This is a genomic window from Amycolatopsis sp. NPDC101161 (assembly GCF_044768185.1).
GTDB lineage: Bacteria > Actinomycetota > Actinomycetes > Mycobacteriales > Pseudonocardiaceae > Amycolatopsis.
This window is the reverse complement of the sequence record NZ_JBIWPI010000005.1, coordinates 378,811-394,733: the sequence shown is the minus strand read 5'-3', so window position 1 is coordinate 394,733 and position 15,923 is coordinate 378,811. Positions and strand designations below refer to the sequence as shown.

The 15,923-nt window shown below is 70.9% G+C and carries 15 protein-coding genes; 9 read left to right on the top strand and 6 right to left on the bottom strand.

The window, feature by feature from the left end; genetic code table 11:
* Nucleotides 1–75: 75 nt before the first annotated feature.
* Nucleotides 76–1,365 carry a DUF6923 family protein gene (locus ACIRSS_RS35280; RefSeq protein ID WP_400902781.1) on the bottom strand — a complete coding sequence of 430 codons (1,290 nt, stop codon included), beginning with the start codon at nucleotides 1,363–1,365 and terminating at the stop codon, nucleotides 76–78.
* Nucleotides 1,362–2,126 (bottom strand): hypothetical protein, encoded by a 765-nt coding sequence (locus ACIRSS_RS35275; RefSeq protein ID WP_400902778.1) that lies wholly within the window; start codon nucleotides 2,124–2,126, stop codon nucleotides 1,362–1,364. The genes ACIRSS_RS35280 and ACIRSS_RS35275 overlap by 4 nt, the downstream gene beginning before the upstream one ends.
* A 413-nt stretch (nucleotides 2,127–2,539) precedes the next feature.
* On the opposite strand from ACIRSS_RS35275, the gene ACIRSS_RS35270 reads away from it, so the two are divergent.
* The 4 genes from ACIRSS_RS35270 to ACIRSS_RS35255 are packed head-to-tail and all read left to right on the top strand — an operon-like array spanning nucleotide 2,540 to nucleotide 6,496.
* Entirely contained in the window at nucleotides 2,540–3,943 is a 1,404-nt protein-coding gene (locus ACIRSS_RS35270) for a family 2B encapsulin nanocompartment shell protein (protein ID WP_400902776.1), read from the top strand.
* Nucleotides 3,943–4,107, top strand: a complete 165-nt coding sequence (locus tag ACIRSS_RS35265; RefSeq protein WP_400902773.1) for a hypothetical protein — start codon at nucleotides 3,943–3,945, stop codon at nucleotides 4,105–4,107. Before ACIRSS_RS35270 ends, ACIRSS_RS35265 begins: the two co-directional genes overlap by 1 nt.
* Entirely contained in the window at nucleotides 4,104–5,483 is a 1,380-nt protein-coding gene (locus tag ACIRSS_RS35260) for a family 2B encapsulin nanocompartment shell protein (RefSeq protein ID WP_400902770.1), read from the top strand. Before ACIRSS_RS35265 ends, ACIRSS_RS35260 begins: the two co-directional genes overlap by 4 nt.
* The gene (locus tag ACIRSS_RS35255; protein WP_400902767.1) at nucleotides 5,480–6,496 is read left to right on the top strand and encodes a family 2 encapsulin nanocompartment cargo protein polyprenyl transferase; all 1,017 of its coding nucleotides are present in this window, start codon (nucleotides 5,480–5,482) and stop codon (nucleotides 6,494–6,496) included. The genes ACIRSS_RS35260 and ACIRSS_RS35255 overlap by 4 nt, the downstream gene beginning before the upstream one ends.
* 193 nt (nucleotides 6,497–6,689) lie before the next feature.
* On the opposite strand, the gene ACIRSS_RS35250 is transcribed toward ACIRSS_RS35255, so the two are convergent.
* Nucleotides 6,690–7,811, bottom strand: a complete 1,122-nt coding sequence (locus ACIRSS_RS35250) for a CapA family protein (protein ID WP_400902764.1) — start codon at nucleotides 7,809–7,811, stop codon at nucleotides 6,690–6,692.
* Between the two features lie 369 nt (nucleotides 7,812–8,180).
* Between ACIRSS_RS35250 and ACIRSS_RS35245 the strand changes: the two genes are divergently transcribed.
* From ACIRSS_RS35245 to ACIRSS_RS35225, 5 genes are all read left to right on the top strand, one after another.
* A complete protein-coding gene (locus ACIRSS_RS35245) occupies nucleotides 8,181–9,155 on the top strand; it encodes a substrate-binding domain-containing protein (RefSeq protein WP_400902761.1) in 975 nt (324 codons plus the stop codon).
* 62 nt (nucleotides 9,156–9,217) lie between these two features.
* A complete protein-coding gene (locus ACIRSS_RS35240; protein WP_400902758.1) occupies nucleotides 9,218–10,756 on the top strand; it encodes a sugar ABC transporter ATP-binding protein in 1,539 nt (512 codons plus the stop codon).
* A 64-nt stretch (nucleotides 10,757–10,820) separates the two neighbouring features.
* Entirely contained in the window at nucleotides 10,821–11,846 is a 1,026-nt protein-coding gene (locus ACIRSS_RS35235) for an ABC transporter permease (RefSeq protein ID WP_086671686.1), read from the top strand.
* 2 nt (nucleotides 11,847–11,848) lie between these two features.
* Complete coding sequence (locus ACIRSS_RS35230; RefSeq protein WP_400902754.1) at nucleotides 11,849–12,517, top strand: FadR/GntR family transcriptional regulator; 669 nt, start codon at nucleotides 11,849–11,851, stop codon at nucleotides 12,515–12,517.
* A gap of 70 nt (nucleotides 12,518–12,587) precedes the next feature.
* The gene (locus ACIRSS_RS35225; RefSeq protein ID WP_400902751.1) at nucleotides 12,588–13,673 is read left to right on the top strand and encodes a glycoside hydrolase family 88 protein; all 1,086 of its coding nucleotides are present in this window, start codon (nucleotides 12,588–12,590) and stop codon (nucleotides 13,671–13,673) included.
* Nucleotides 13,674–13,676: 3 nt separating this feature from the next.
* On the opposite strand, the gene ACIRSS_RS35220 is transcribed toward ACIRSS_RS35225, so the two are convergent.
* From ACIRSS_RS35220 to ACIRSS_RS35210, 3 genes are read right to left on the bottom strand one after another with little or no spacing between them, the layout of a single operon-like run.
* Nucleotides 13,677–14,990 (bottom strand): DNA polymerase IV, encoded by a 1,314-nt coding sequence (locus tag ACIRSS_RS35220; RefSeq protein ID WP_400902748.1) that lies wholly within the window; start codon nucleotides 14,988–14,990, stop codon nucleotides 13,677–13,679.
* A gap of 1 nt (nucleotide 14,991) precedes the next feature.
* Nucleotides 14,992–15,303 carry a transcriptional regulator gene (locus ACIRSS_RS35215; protein WP_400902745.1) on the bottom strand — a complete coding sequence of 104 codons (312 nt, stop codon included), beginning with the start codon at nucleotides 15,301–15,303 and terminating at the stop codon, nucleotides 14,992–14,994.
* Entirely contained in the window at nucleotides 15,300–15,920 is a 621-nt protein-coding gene (locus ACIRSS_RS35210) for a hypothetical protein (RefSeq protein ID WP_400902742.1), read from the bottom strand. The genes ACIRSS_RS35215 and ACIRSS_RS35210 overlap by 4 nt, the downstream gene beginning before the upstream one ends.
* Nucleotides 15,921–15,923 lie beyond the last annotated feature (3 nt).

Here is a 15,923-nt window from a genome sequence, read left to right as displayed (position 1 = left end):
GGCGCGTGGACCGCGCCGGAGGAGGAGTCTTCGTGGCCGAAGTGGACATCGGCTGGCTTCGAGACGACCAGCGCGTTAACGGTGCCGGCGGACGTGGGACACCGCCGCGCCGCCGCCCAGGACCAGGATCAACGCGGTCAGGCCCCAGCGACGTTGCTTCCCGACGCGCACCGCCGTGTCCTGGACCACCGGCGCCGGCTTCTTCGTCGGCTGCACGCGCCGCTTCGACGGCGGTGCGGGCGGCGCCACGGCCCTCGGCGCCGGCGTGGCCACCGGCGTCGGGGTGGGGGTGGGCGTCGGGGTCGGGGTCGGGGCCACCGCCGCCGGTTGCTCCACCGGCGGCGGCTGCGACGGCGGTGGCAGCTCGGGCGACGGCGGTGGCTCGGGCGCCGGCGTGCTCGAGGTCGGCGGCGGAGTCGTGGGTTCCGGCGACTCCGCGATGGACGTGGGAGGCGGCGGTGGGGGCGGTGGCGGCGGTGGCGGCGCCGGTGCCTCGGCGAAGCACCCCGCCGCGTCCCCGCTCACCAAAGCCGGCCCGGTCGCCACCTCGACCGCCGGGCCCGAGCCGTCCCGGGGCAGCCGGTAGGTCACGCTCCGGCGCCCGTCCCGGTTGGCCGTCGCGTAGATCGCGTCCGGCGCCAGCACGACCGATCCGTACGCTCCCCCGCGCGGGAACCGCAACCCCGGCACCACCTCGACCTTCCCGGTCGACGGGTCCAGCGTCACCACCGAGCCGTCGCCGCGCGAAGTCGTCGACACCCCGTACAGCAGACCGGAAGCCGAGTCGTACGCGAAGTCGTCCACGCCCACCGCGAGCGACACCGGCCGCAGCGCCGTCCGGTGCACCACCCGCACGTAGTCCGCCGACGCCGGGTCGATGTCCACTGTGTACAGATCGCTGTCCTGCCGGACGTACCAGCGGTTTCCGTCGATCGCACCCGCCGTCGCGCCGGTGACCTGGCTCCACACCGGACGCCGCGCGCCCGCGCGGCCGACCACGCCGAGGTCCGTCACCGCCCCCGACGCGTCGACCCGGACCGCGTGCGAACCGTGGTCGTACCGCCCGCGGCGCGTCCCGTCGGCGACGCCGTAGACGACGCCCTGCGACGCCGAGTAGCCCATCGCGTTGATCCAGTACCCGGCCTGGGTCAGGCGTTTCGTGGTCCCGCCGGGCAAGGACAGCAGCCGCAACGTCGTCGGCGCGCCGTCGCGTTCGTTCTCCGCCTGCAGGATCGTGCACCCGATCGGCTCCTGGGCGGCGGCCGGATGCCGCGACGGCGCGAGCCAGCCCGTCGCCGCCAGCACCGCCGAAACCGCCGCCGCCGCGCCGAGCATCGCCGCCCAGCGGGCCCGCGCGCCGGTCAAGCCAGCCGGTCCAGCGCGCCGCTGAAGGCCTCCGCCGGCACCTTCGCTCCCCCGCTGAACGGGTTCTGCAGCTGGTAGATCGCGAACAGCAGCAACGTGATCGTGCCGGCCAGCGTCGAGACGATGATGATGTGCGCGGCCAGCCGCGTGCCGCCGAACAGGTTGGGCAGCAGGATCGCGGTGATCAGGCTGCCGAGGATCAGCGCGAACCAGACGACCGCGCCGACCCCGCCGCCGCCCGCGTTGTTCAGCCGCTGCGTGCGGGCCTGGTAGACCGCCCAGAGCTGGTTGCTCGCCTCGGTCTTGCGGTCGATCTGCCAGTCGCCGTCGACGGTGGCGGCCGCGACGGCCTGGCGCATCTGGTCCAGCTGCGTCCAGCCCGTGGCGGGTATCGCACCGCCGTCGGCCAGCCGCGGCCACTCCTGCTGCTCGACGGTCTGCGCGTAGGCGACGGCGAGCTGGTGCACGCGGTCCTTCGTCTCGGCCGGCAGCGCGTCGGCCGCCCACGTCGCCGCGACCAGGCTGTCCGCTTCGGTCTGCGCGTCCTGGCTCGCCGAGCCGACCGAGTCGAACAGCGAGATGAGCACGAACGCGACCAGCACCGCGTGCAGCCCGCCGACGATGGTGAACACCTGGCCCGCCGCGTCGTTGTTGTCGGGCCGCCCCTCGTCCCAGCCGAACCGGCGGACCAGGTACGCGATCACGCCCCCGACGACGGCCGCGCCGGCCACCCAGAGCCCGCCGGCCACGAAGATGTTCATCCACGTCCTTTCGCACCCGGCGGAAACCCACCGCCGGATCGCTCAAGTTAGCCACCCATTTCCGGACGGACAACCAGGAATTGTCGGTTTCATCCAAGTGGCCTCACCCAGGCCGCGACCATAGCCGGTTCGGCGCAGTCGACCGGCGCCGGGGTGGCCGTCGTGGCTCCTCATCGCGACGACTGATTCCCCTTATGAGCAAGGATTTTCACGACCGGGTGACGGCCGCGGACGGCGGGTGATGAACGGACGGCGCCCGGCACGGGAAAGTGCCCGAAATGGCCGGAAACCAACCGGGTGATCGCGCCGCTGACTCGATCGTGTCATTGTGCGCGTGGACGCCGTTGCTATGTTGATTCTTCGTTGCCAGTCTCGGGCAATTCCGGCTTCCGAATGATGGGGTGGTTTTCGCTGTGACCGTCACCGACCCGGTGGACACCGACCAGGCACCACTGAGCCTCGGCCGGGCCGCGGCCCGCACCCTGGCCACCACGACCAAGTCGGTCCCCCAGATGCAAGGCATCTCCTCCCGCTGGCTGCTCAAGATCCTCCCCTGGGTCGAAGTCTCCGGAGGCGCCTACCGCGTCAACCGCCGCCTCTCCTACTCCGTCGGCGACGGCCGCGTCACCTTCACCACCACCGGCACCGACGTCCGCGTCATCCCACCCGAACTCGGCGAACTCGCCCCCCTGCGCGGCTACGACGACGAAGACGTCCTCACCGAACTCGCCGCCCGCTTCACCCAGCACACCTACCACCCCGGCGACGCCCTCGTCGAATTCGGCTCCCCCGCCGACCAGGTCTTCCTCATCGCCCACGGCAAAATCACCAAAGCCGGCACCGGCGCCTACGGCGACCAAACCGTCCTGGGCACCCTCGCCGACGGCGACTACTTCGGCGACCACACGTTGATCCAGCGCGACGGGATCTGGGAATTCACCGCCAAAGCCGTCACCACCTGCACCGTCCTGACCCTCCCCCGCCCCGCCTTCGACGACGTCCTCGCCCGCTCCGAGACCCTGCAAGCCCACCTCGACGCCTACGTCGCCGGCGGCGCCACCGCCCGCAACGACCACGGCGAAGCGGAAATCTCCCTCGCCTCCGGCCACGACGGCGAACCCACCCTGCCCGGCACCTTCGTCGACTACGACGCCCAACCCCGCGAATACGAACTCTCCGTCGCCCAAACCGTCCTGCGCGTCCACTCGCGGGTGGCCGACCTCTACAACCAGCCGATGAACCAGATCGAACAGCAGCTCCGGCTGACGGTGGAGGCGTTGCGGGAACGCCAGGAACACGAACTGATCAACAACCCCGGGTTCGGGCTGCTGCACAACGCCGACTTCGCCCAGCGCATCCCCACCCGCACCGGCCCACCCACCCCCGACGACCTCGACGAGCTGCTGGCGTTGGTGTGGAAGGACCCGGCGGTGTTCCTGGCCCATCCCAAGACGATCGCGGCGTTCGGGCGGGAGTGCACCAAAGCCGGGCTCTATCCCGACGCGGTCGACCTGGGCGGGCACCACGTCCCGGCGTGGCGGGGGGTGCCGATCCTGCCGTGCAACAAGATCCCCGTCTCCGACACCCGCACCAGCTCCATCCTGCTCATGCGCACCGGCGAACAAGCCCAGGGCGTGGTCGGGCTGCACCAGACCGGGCTGCCGGATGAGTACCAGCCGGGGCTGAACGTGCGGTTCATGGGCATCAGCGAACAGGCGATCATTTCTTATCTGGTGTCGGCGTATTACTCGGCGGCGGTGCTGGTGCCGGACGCGTTGGCGGTGCTGGAAAGCGTCGAACTCGGCCGGGAGGCGTGATGACGGAACCGGCGACCCCGCCCCGCAAGCCCGACGCGGAACCGCCGCGGCCCGGGCCCGGCCTGCCGCCGTCGGCCTTCGGGCCGACCGGGCTCGGCACCGCCGCCGCCCGCGTCGTGCCCCGGCCCACCGCACCCGAACCCGATCGGCGCGTGAACCCTTGACCGTCACCGAAGAACAGCTGTCGCTCGGCGTCAGAGCCGCGCGGACGCTGACCACCACGACCAAAACCCCGCCGCAGATGCGCGGCATCACCACCCGCTGGCTGCTCACCCAGCTGCCCTGGGTCGACGTCCCCGCCGGCAGCTACCGCGTCAACCGCCGCCTCACCTACACCGTCGGCGACGGCAAAGTCTCCTTCTACACCACCGGCGCCCGCGTCCACGTCGTCCCCGCCGAACTCACCGAACTCGAACTCCTGCGCGGCTTCGGCGACGAAACAGCACTGGCCGCGCTGGCCGACGCGTTCGAACAACGCGAATACGAACCCGGCGCCACCATCGTCGACGCCGGCACACCCCTGGACACCCTGTTCCTGCTCGCCCACGGCAAAGTCACCCAGCACGGCCGCGGCGAATACGGCGACGACGTCACCCTCGGCACGATCACCGACGGCGACCACTTCGGCGCCGAACTCCTCGCCCGCGACGACGCCACCTGGCCCTTCACCGCCCGCGCCGCCACCCGCGTCATCGCGCTGGTGCTCCCGGCCACGGCGTACGCGCGGCTCAACGGCCGGTCCGAACCGCTGCGGGCGCACGTGGCCGAAGCCGTTGCGCGGCCACGAAAACCGGCGAACAAAGCCGGTGAGGCCGCCATCGACCTGTCCGCCGGCCACGACGGCGAACCGATCCTGTCGGGAACCTACGTCGACTACGACCCATCACCACGCGAGTACGACCTCGCCGTCGCGCAAACCGTGCTGCGAGTCCACAACCGCGTCGCCGACCTCTACAACAACCCGATGAACCAGCTCGAACAACAGCTGCGGCTCACCGTGGAAGCGCTGCGGGAACGGCAAGAACACGAACTGGTCAACAACACCGACTTCGGGCTCCTGCACAACGTCGACCTCAAACACCGCCTCACCACCCGCACCGGGCCACCCACCCCACTGGACCTCGACGACCTGCTCTGCCGACGCCGCAAGACGAAGTTCTTCCTCGCCCACCCCCGCGCGATCGCCGCCTTCGGCCGCGAATGCACCCGCGCCCGCGTCTACCCCGACACCACCCTCCTCGACGGCAAACGCGTCATCGCCTGGCGAGGGGTACCGATCCTGCCGTGCGACAAGATCCCGATCACCGACACCGGCACCACGTCGATCCTCGCGATGCGCACCGGCGAAGACGACGCCGGCGTCATCGGCCTGCGCCCCAAGGAACTCCCCGACCAGTACCAGCCCGGGCTCAACGTCCGGTTCGTGGGCATCAACGACCGCGCGGTGACGTCCTATTTGGTCAGTGCCTACCACTCGGCCGCGGTGCTGGTGCCGGACGCGCTCGGCGTCCTGGACGACGTCGAGATCGGCCGCTCATGACGACCATGGACTCCCGGACCGCCGCCCGGCCGCTCGCCGACGTCCTCGCGTGGAGCAAGAGCTTGGTCGATCCCGCGTTGCGCACGGCGGCCGACCGGCTGCCCGACGCGATGCGGCGGATCGCCGGCTACCACTTCGGGTGGGAGGACGCACGGGGTGAGCCGTCGGCCGCGGACGGCGGCAAGGCGCTGCGGCCGGCGCTCGTGTTGCTGTGCGCGGAAGCGGCGGGCGGCGACCCCGCGGCCGCCGTGCCCGCCGCCGTCGCGGTCGAGCTGGTGCACAACTTTTCGTTGCTGCACGACGACGTCATGGACGGCGACACGACCCGTCGCCACCGGCCGACGGCGTGGACGGTGTTCGGCACCGGGCCCGCGGTGCTCGCCGGGGACGCGTTGCTGAGCGTGGCGTTCGAGCAGCTTTCGCCGGAGGGCGCGAAGCTGCTGTCGCAGGGGGTGTTGGACCTGCTGGAAGGCCAGGCGGCCGACGTGGACTTCGAGCAGCGCGACGACGTGACGCCGGCGGAGTGCATCCGGATGGCGAACGGCAAGACGGCGGCGCTGATCGGAGCGGCGTGCCAGCTGGGCGCGCTGCTCGCGGGGCGGCCGGAGGCGGTGGCGCGGTTCGGGGAGTTCGGCAGGTCGGTCGGCCTGGCGTTCCAGCACGTGGACGACCTGCTCGGCATCTGGGGCGACCCCGCGGAGACGGGCAAGCCGGTGTTTTCGGATTTGCAGAACCGCAAGAAGTCGCTGCCGGTGGTGACGGCGCTGTCATCGGGAACAGCGGCGGGCGCGGAGCTGGCGGAGTTGTACGCGCGGACGGACCCGTTTTCCGACGCGGAGCTGTCCCGCGCGGCGGAGCTGGTCGACGAGGCGGGCGGCCGCCAGTGGAGCCAGGCCCAGGCGGCGGCGTTGGTGGCGAAGGGGCTGCGGGAGTTGGCGGCGGTCAACCCTGTGCCCCGGCCGGCGGCGGAGCTGGCGTCGTTGGCCCGGCTGATCACGACCCGCACGCACTAGGGAGGGTTCGCGGGCGAGTTGGACGCCGGGGCAGCGCCACCAACTCCGCGGGCTCGGCGGGCGGGTCGGCCGGGGCGGGTCGGCGGAGCAGCGCCACCCACTCCGCCGGATCGGCGGGCCGGCGGGCGGGGTTGGCGCAACCCGCCCGACCGCGCCCGACCGGCGGGGCAGCCCCTGCTTCCCCGCCGGTCCCTCACTTCCCCGGTCGGGTCAAGCCGTCCTTGTCCGCCTTCAAGCTCAAAATGTTCTTGTCCGTGTCACCCAGGGCCTTCGTCACCTGCGCCGACGCCGACGAAGTCGACAAGTCCACCAAACGGATCGGCGCGTCCAGCTTGATCAGCGTGGGCACGTACTCCGCCTTGTCGACCTTCCACCGATCCCCCTCACGCACGAACCGGAACCGGGCCGCCGCGCCCTCTTCCGTGTCGCCGCGCGGGTCCGAGTGGCGGGCCACGCTGTTTCCCAGCCCGTACGCCACCCACTTGTCGCCGATCTTCTCGAACGGCTGGACCACGTGCGCGTGGTGGCCGACGATCAGGTCGATGTCCTCCGACGCCAGGATCTTCTTGGCCTGCGCCCGCTGCTCCGCCGTCGGGTCGTGCTGGTACTCCACGCCCCAGTGCAAGCTCGCGATCACCACCTGCGCCCCCGCCTCGCGCGCCTTGCGGGCCGCCGCCAGGATGTCGTCGACGTCGATCTGGTTGGCCAGCCACGGCTTGCCCGCCGGGACCTTGATGCCGTTGAACCCGAACGCGTACGACACCTGCGCGACCTTCACGCCGTTGACGTCCAGCACCAGCGGTTTCGCCGCCTCCGCGGCCGACCGCGCCGAACCCGTGTGCTTGATCCCTGTCTCGTCCAACTTGTCGAGCGTCCGCTTAACGCCGTCCGCACCCTGGTCGATCGTGTGGTTGGACGACGTCGAGCAGGTGTCGTAGCCGGTTTCCTTGAGCGCGTCGGCGATCTCCGGCGGCGCGCTGAACGACGGGTAGCCGCTGTACGGGCCGCCTTCCGGCCCCAGCGGTGTCTCGAGGTGGCAGATCCCGAGGTCGGCGCCGGAGATCAGCGGCTTGATCCCGGCCAGCAGTGGCCGGTAGTCGATCTTGCCGCCGCCGTCGGCCTCGGCCTGCTCGGTCAGCGCTGGGTGGATCAGGACGTCGCCGGTCGCGACGACGCTGAAGGAGCCGTCCGGAGCAGCTGAAGACGACGGCGTTTCCGGGAAGGGCGTCGGCGCCGGACCGGACTGCGGCGCGCTGCTGCACCCGGCCGCCAGGACGGCGACGCCGGCGAGCGCGGCGACGCGGAGCTTGGTCATCGGTCCCCCTCGCAGACGGTGTCCGGCCATCCTGCCAGTCGGGCGAAACCGGCAGAGACGGCATCCCGGTCACCAAAAACTTCCACCACAGTCGACAACACCGATCAGAACATTCGCACAGGACAAAACCGGACAACGCGCAGGACAGCGCGGAAAAAATACGATAAATGGCCCTCGCTCATGCCACGATGCAACTACACAGAGTAGGTATCGCTCCGCTAACTGCGGCTTGACGCTCCACGAACGGGTGTTTTGTAATACCAGTCACTCGCGGCGCCCGCGCGCGCCACTCGACCCCCGGCCTCCTTGGGAGCAACGATGTCCCCACACTCGCACAGGCTGCGCGCCTGGAGCGCTGTTGGTTGTTGTTTGATTTCCGGTGTTCTGATGGCCTCGTGCTCCTCGGGCAAAGACACCGCGGCCCCGCAGCAGTCGGCGCCGGCCAACGGCAAGATCACCCTCTACTACCTGCAGAAACAGGGTGACCAGCAGTACTTCGTCGAGCAGGCGCAGGGGGCCCAGGAGAAGGCGAAGGAACTCGGCGTCGAGCTCAAGGTCGTCAACCTCGGCCAGGACGCCAACAAGGCGATCACCGAGCTGGACGCCGCGGTCGCCCAGGGCGCGAACGGCGTCGCCATCGTCGTCCCCGACCAGGCCATCGGCCCGCAGGTCATCGACAAGGCCAAGAGCGCCGGCATCCCGCTGATCGCCTCCGACGACGTCATCAAGGACGGCACCGGCGCGAAGGCCCCGTTCGTCGGCTTCAACGGCAGCCAGATGGGCGACTCGGTCGGCACCGAGGCCGGGAAGCTGTTCAAGGCCGCCGGCTGGACCGCCGCCGACACCAAGATCATCAGCGCCTACAAGCAGGACCTGAGCGTCTGCACCGACCGCGTCACCGCCGCGAAGTCGGCGTTCGCCAAGGCCGCGGGCGCCGACGTCCCGGTCATCGACGTCGGCACCGACAACTCCCCGGTCGACGCGCAGAACCGCTCCGGCGCCGTGATCGGCTCCAACCCCGGCGTCAAGCACTGGGTCGTCTGGGGCTGCAACGACGAGAACGAGACCGGTGTCGTCACCGCGCTGGCCAACTCCGGCGTGCAGGCGAACAACATCATCGGCGTCGGGCTCGGCGCGTACCTCGACTGCAAGGACTGGGCCGCGGGCAAGGACACCGGCAACAAGTCCGCGCTCTACATCTCCGGCGCCGAGGTCGGCCGCTCGGCGATCCAGGTCCTCGTCGACAAGGTGAAGAACGGCAAGGCGCTGCCCGCGGAGACGATCGCGAAGACCACGATCGTCAACAAGGACAACTACAAGCAGGCCGGCGTCAACTGCACCTGACCGAACTCCCGCGGGCGGTGCCGAGCGCACCGCCCGCGGGCTCCACCGCTCGAAGGGCGATCATGTCCAGCTCTCCTGCCGCGCTCGCCGTCGAGGGCATCGGCAAGCGCTTCTCCGGCGTCACCGCCCTCGACGACGTCTCGCTGGAGTTCCGCTCCGGCGAGGTGCTCGCGCTGATGGGCGAGAACGGCGCCGGGAAGTCGACGCTGCTACGCGTCCTCTCCGGCGACCAGGGCCCCGACGACGGCCGGCTCCTCCTGGACGGCACCGAGGTCGCGTTCGACACCCCGCGCGCGGCGATGGCCGCCGGGGTCCGCGTGATCTACCAGGAGCCCGAGATCATCCCGCACGTTTCGGTGGCGGAGAACGTCTTCGTCGGCGAGCTCCCCGCGAAGGGGCGGGTGTTCAACCGCCGCACGCTCATGAAGGCCACGCACGACGCGCTCGTCGAGTACGGCTTCGAAGGCGTCCTCAACCCGGCCACGCTCGGCGTCGCCCTCTCCCCCGCGCAACGCCAGCTCGTCGAGATCCTGCGCGTGCTCACCGCGGCCACCCCGCCGAAGGTCATCGCCTTCGACGAGCCGACGTCGTCGCTGTCGGAGCACGAGGTCGAGGCGCTGTTCCGGCTGATCGGGCGGCTGCGCGACAGCGGCGTCGCGGTCGTCTACGTCTCGCACCGGATGAAGGAGATCTTCCAGCTCGCCGACCGCGTCGCCGTGCTGCGCGACGGCAAGCTCGTCGGCGTCCAGCAGGTCGCGGAGACCGACGAGCCCGGCCTGGTCCGGATGATGATCGGCCGCGACCTCTCGGCTCTCGAGCGCCGCGTCACGCAGGACACCGGCGACGTCGTGCTGAAGCTCGACGACGTCACGACCGACGACGTCACCGGCATCTCGCTGCAGGTCCGCGCGGGCGAGGTCGTCTGCCTGGCCGGGCTGGTCGGCGCGGGACGCTCCGAGCTGGCCCGCGCGATCGTCGGCGACCTGCCGATCCGGTCCGGGACCGTCACGCTCGACGGGAAGCGCCTGCGCGCGCACAACCCCGGTGACGCCGTGAAGGCGGGCATCGGCTTCGCGCCCGAAGAGCGCAAGACGGACGCGTTGCTCATGCAGCGGTCCGTACGCGACAACGTCTCCATCGCCGTCCTCGACCGCCTTCGCCGCTTCCGCGTGGTGAAGCGGGCGAAGGAACGCGCGCTCGTCGAGGAGTACATCAACGAGCTTCGCGTGCGGACGCCGTCGATGGAGCAGGAAGTCCGCAAGCTGTCCGGCGGCAACCAGCAGAAGGCGGTCCTCGCGCGCTGGCTCGCGCGGCGGCCGAAGCTGCTGATCCTCGACGAGCCGACCCGCGGGGTCGACGTCGGCGCGAAGGCCGAGATCTACCGGATCATCGACGGCCTCGCCGCGGAAGGCATCGCGCTGCTGGTCATCTCCTCCGACCTGCCCGAGGTGCTGACGCTCGCCGACCGCATCCTCGTCATGCGGGCCGGGCGGCTGGCCGGCGAGATCGGCCGCGAAGACGCGACCGAGGAAGCCGTGCTGACCCTCGCCATCCCCGAAACCGAACCAGCCGTGGAAGAAGCCCAGGAGATCGGCGCATGAGTGAGCTTGCGAACGAATCGAATGACACAGCTGTAGCCGTGCCGAGCGTCAGCGAGGTCGGCGCATGAGCACCCCCACCAAGGAAACCTCGGCCCCGGCCGCTCCGGCACAACCGAGCGCCGCGCGCCGGGTGCTGACCGGCATCGGCGTGCAGAACTCCAGCCTGATCATCACGCTGATCGCGTTGATCGTCCTGCTGAGCATCCTGAACGACAACTTCCTGCGCACCAACAACCTGCTGCTCATCGGCAGCGCGATCACCATCATGGGGCTGCTGGCCCTGGTCCAGACGCTGGTGATCATCCTGGGCGCGCTGGACATCTCGGTCGGCTCGATGGCCGGGCTCGCGTCGGTCATCTCCGCGATGGTGTTCACCTCGACCGGCAACGCCGAGGTCGGCATCCTCGCCGCGATCGGCATCGGCATCGTCTGCGGCCTGATCAACGGCATGATCATCATCTTCGGCCGGGTCAACCCGGTGGTCGCGACGCTGGCCATGCTCGCCACCTACAAGGGCGTCGCGCAGGTCATCTCGGACGGCAAGTCGCAGGGCTACACCGGCGGCGACGACCTGTTCATCTTCCTGGCCAAGGGATCCGTGCTGGGCCTGCCGTCGCTGGTGTGGGTGTTCCTGATCGTCGCGGCGCTGCTGCACTTCCTGCTGAAGTACACCGACATCGGCCGCAACGTCTACGCCATCGGCGGCAACGACACCGCCGCGCGGCTGGCCGGCATCAACATCAACCGGTACATCATCGGCGTGTACGCGCTGGCCGGCGTGGTCGCGGCGGTCGCGGGCATCCTGATCACCGCGCGCACCGGCTCGGGCCAGCCGGTCTCCGGGTCCGAGGGCCTGGAGCTGCAGGCCGTCACCGGCGCCGCGCTCGGCGGCACGATGCTCAAGGGCGGCCGCGGATCGATCATTTCGACCGTGCTCGCGGTGGTCATCCTGGGCGTGCTCGACAACGGCATGTCCGGGCTGGGCATCAACCCGTTCTGGCAGAACGTCGCCCACGGCGCCCTGCTCGTGATCGCGGTCGTGCTGCAGCAGCTGCGCAGCGGGGAGCGTCGCGTCGGCCTGCCCGAGTAGCGGTGGGCGCGCCGCGGAACCTCCACGCCCGGATCGTGGACGAACTGGGCAGGCTCATCGTCGAAGGCGTCCTCGGGGACGGGCAGCCGCTCGTCCCCGAGGAGCTCGGCCGGCGCTTCGCCGCGTCCCGGACGGTGGTGCGCGAAGCGCTGCGCGTGCTGGAGTCCAAGGGCATGGTCACCGCGCGGCCGCGGGTCGGCACGTGGACGCTGCCGCCCGACGCGTGGGACGCGATCGACCCGGACGTCATCGCCTGGCGCGTCAACGGGCCCGACCGGCCCCGGCACCTGCGTGAGCTGGCGGAGCTGCGGCTGGCGATCGAGCCGCAGGCGGCGCGGATGGCCGCGCAGCACCGGCGTCCGGACGAGCTTTCGGCGATGGCCGCGGCCTACGAGCTGATGGCCGACGCGGTCGAACGGGCCGACGCGGAAGCGTTCCGGGAGGCCGATTCACGGTTCCACGCGGCGCTGATCCGCGCGTCCGGGAACGCGTTGATCGCGCAACTGCAAGTCCCGGTCGTCGCGGCGCTGCGGGCGCACGGCGAGCCGCCGGAGCTCGTCGCGCATTCCCGGGTGCTGACGCTGGTGCTCGCGAAGAACGCCGACGGCGCCGAGTCCGCGGCCCGCCGGCTGCTGGAAACCGTTGCGCCGTACCGCTCACCGGCACCTTGACACGTCCAGCGGGAAGCGCTTCACTCGCTGCGGATGACCGCCGCCATGACGTGCTGAGGAGGACGCTTCCATGCGTTTCCCGGGTATTCGTGGCTTTGGCGTGCTCGCGGCCGCCGCGGTGGCAGGCAGCCTGCTCTCCGCTCCGGCGGCCACCGCGGAGACCACCCCGGCCTGCCCGATCACCGGCCAGATGGTCGCCGCCGGCAACTACTGGGTGACCAACGGCACGAACCTCGCGGCGCCGGACTGGCAGAACGCGACGTTCCACGTCGGCAACCTGGCGTTGGTCCGGACCACCGGCCAGTCGAACCACAAGACGCTGCCGTGGGCGCAGGCCAACGGCTACCAGCTACCGCTCGACCCGAAGCGGCCGTTCTTCCCGGACAACCAGGCCGCCGGCGAGGCGTACCTGGACCTCTACACCTACTTCCACCCGGAGATCTCGCTCGACTCGATCCGCACGCGCATCAAGGACGAAGTCGCGTCGGTGCAGGCGGGACACCGCGACTACTGGAACTACGTGGACGCGCTGAACATGGCGATGCCGTCGTTCGCGCGGATGAGCCTCATCGACAAGGATCCGTCCTATTTGGACGCGATGGACAAGCTGTACCGGACGGCGGAACACAAGCTGTTCAACGAGTTCACCGGCCTGTGGTACCGCGACGAGCGGTTCAAGGGCTCGGGCGTGTTCTGGTCGCGCGGCAACGGCTGGGCGTTCGCGGCCCTGACGAAGGTGCTGCAGGTGCTGCCGGCGGACGACCCGCGCCGGCCGGAGTACCTGCGGGTGTTCAAGAAGATGGCGGCCACGCTGGCCCTGGTCCAGCGCCGGGACGGCTTCTGGAACGCCGACCTGCTGAACCCGTGGGACCACGGCGGTCCAGAGACGAGCGGCACGGCGTTCTTCACGTTCGGCATCGGCTGGGGCATCACGGCGGGCGTCCTGGACGCGTCGCGCTACCGCCCGGTGGTGGACAAGGCGTGGACGGCGCTGTCGACGAAGGCGTTGCAGCCCAACGGCTTGGTGGGCTACGTCCAGCCGGTGGGCGACCGCCCGGCGACGGCTCACGCGACCGACACGTCGGCGTTCGGCGTCGGCGCGTTCCTGATCGCCGGCCAGGAAGTGGCGAAGCTGCAGGGCTGCTCGGCGGAGTAGGGCCTACTTGAGGCAGTCCCCGGGATCGCCGCGGGTCAAGGCCGGGTCCGACTGGAGGAAGGTGCGCGCGACACCGGGACCGCTCGTCCGGTGCTCGAAGCGGACCGTCACCCGGCCGTGGCCCGCGCCTTGCACCCAGCCCGTGCCGTGTTCGGAGTGGACCACGTCGTCGCCCTGGCGCCACTCCGAAGGCGGGGCCGCCGCCGGCGCCGGGGCGGACGACACCACCGTCGACGTCGAAGGCACCGAAGGCGCCGCCAGGGTGAAGAGCGCGTCCTGGTGCGGCACCGACAATCCGCTGTACGCGACGCCGGCCAGGCGGATCCCGCCGAACTCCGCCGGGTCGAGCAGCAGCCTTTCCGCCACCGCCGACAGCTCGGCCAGGTCGTCGGTCGGGGCCGAGATCGTCTCCGACCGGGTCACCGTGTGCATGTCCGTGTGCCGCAGCTTGATCACCACCGTGCGGGCCACCCGCTCGGCCTTGACCAGCCGCTTGTGCGCGCCCACCGCGATCCGCCGCACCTCGGCGCGCAGCGTCGCCAGGTCGATGATGTCCGTGTCGAACGTCGTTTCCGCGCTGACCTGCTTGGTCTCGCCGCGGTCGGCCACCGGGCGGTCGTCGAAGCCCGTCGCCAGGCGGCGCAGGTCGCGGCCGACCACCCCGCCCAGCGTCGCGACGGCGTCCTGTTCGGACAGTGCCGCCAGCTGCCCGAGCGTCTGGACGCCGATGAACCGCAGCTTCCCCTCGGCCACCGGCCCGATCCCCCACAGCGCGCGCACCGGCAGCGGCGCGAGGAACTCGCGTTCGGTGCCCTGCGGCACCACCAGCAGGCCGTCCGGTTTGGCCTCGTCGGAGGCGATCTTGGCGATCTGCTTGCCGTTGCCCGCGCCGATCGACGCCACCAGCCCGGTCTCCGCCCGGATCCGGGCCCGCAGCGAGGCACAGAACGCCGTGACGTCGTCGAAGGAGGCCCCGGCCAGCGCCGGCGGCTCGGCGAAGGCCTCGTCGAGGGAGATCTTCTCCAGCAGCGGCGCCACCGACGTGACGACGGCGAAGACCTCCTGGCTGAGCCGCTCGTACACGCGGAACCGCGGCGGCACGATGACGCCGTTCGCCGGGAGCAGCCGCCGGGCCTGAGCCATCGGCATCGCCGACTTGATGCCGAACGCGCGCGACTCGTAGCTCGCGCCCGCGACGACGCCGCGGGGTCCGGTGCCGCCGACGAGCACCGGGCGCCCGGCCAGCGTCGGGCGGGTGAGCTGCTCGGCCGACGCGTAGAAGGCGTCCAGGTCGAGGTGGATCACCCAGCGGGCCACGTCAGTCCCCGCCGGTGGCGTCCAGCAGCTGGTGCAGCGCCTTGGTGTAGCTCTCGAACGCCGCCCGGCCGGCCGCGGTCAGCTTGACCAGCGTGACCGGCGTGCGGTGCTCGTAGGCCTTGGTGATCTCGACGTACTCGGCGTCCTCGAGCTTGCGCAGGTGCGTCGAGAGGTTGCCGGCGGTCATGTCGAGGAGCTGCTGCAGGCGCGGGAAGGTGATCTGGTCGCCGGCGTGCAGCCCGGCGAGCGCGACCGTGACCCGCAGCCGCGCCTGGGCGTGGATGACCGGGTCGAGCTGCGGCAGTTCGCTCATCGGCGCCCGGACTTCTCGCGCACGAAGTAGACGATCGCGCCGAGCAGGAACCCGCCGCCGCCGCAGATCGCGAGCACCAGGAAGTTCGCCGGGAACCCGACCAGCACGCTCAGCGCGGCCGACACGATCATCCACGCGCCCAGGCCGTACATCAGCTTGTCCTGCCAGAGCATGCCGCCGGCGAGGTACATGACCCCGGTCAGCAGCAGCCAGGTGCCCGACCAGAGCAGCGACACCTGGTCGGAGGTCAGCGCGCCGAACTGCGTGACCCGGATGTCGATGACGGTCAGCCCGATCGTGGAGAGCGCCCAGCTGTAGCCGTACATCGCGCCGACGGTCTTCGACGGGCCGCGGATCCCCCGGCCGGCCCGCGCGCTCACGTAGGCGGTGTAGGTGATCGCAAGGACGAACAGCACCGCGACGAGCACCCCGCCGATCCAGCCGGGCACGCTCGCGGTCTGCGTCGCGAAGTAGGTGAAGCCCCACCCGACGATCCAGGCGAAGGCCCACGCGGCGAGCATGCGCGCGGGGCCTCCGCCCAGTTCCCGGCGGTTGCGCCGGTTCTGCTGGGCGATCAGGTTCAGCGACTCCTCCGCCGACAACGGCTCGTCGTCCACCCT

Coding starts and splice junctions, on each gene's coding strand:
- ACIRSS_RS35275 (WP_400902778.1), bottom strand. CDS start 2,126: ATGAACATCTTCGTGGCCGGCGGGCTCTGGGTGGCCGGCGCGGCCGTC.
- ACIRSS_RS35265 (WP_400902773.1), top strand. CDS start 3,943: ATGACGGAACCGGCGACCCCGCCCCGCAAGCCCGACGCGGAACCGCCG.
- ACIRSS_RS35255 (WP_400902767.1), top strand. CDS start 5,480: ATGACGACCATGGACTCCCGGACCGCCGCCCGGCCGCTCGCCGACGTC.
- ACIRSS_RS35250 (WP_400902764.1), bottom strand. CDS start 7,811: ATGACCAAGCTCCGCGTCGCCGCGCTCGCCGGCGTCGCCGTCCTGGCG.
- ACIRSS_RS35240 (WP_400902758.1), top strand. CDS start 9,218: ATGTCCAGCTCTCCTGCCGCGCTCGCCGTCGAGGGCATCGGCAAGCGC.
- ACIRSS_RS35235 (WP_086671686.1), top strand. CDS start 10,821: ATGAGCACCCCCACCAAGGAAACCTCGGCCCCGGCCGCTCCGGCACAA.
- ACIRSS_RS35225 (WP_400902751.1), top strand. CDS start 12,588: ATGCGTTTCCCGGGTATTCGTGGCTTTGGCGTGCTCGCGGCCGCCGCG.
- ACIRSS_RS35215 (WP_400902745.1), bottom strand. CDS start 15,303: ATGAGCGAACTGCCGCAGCTCGACCCGGTCATCCACGCCCAGGCGCGG.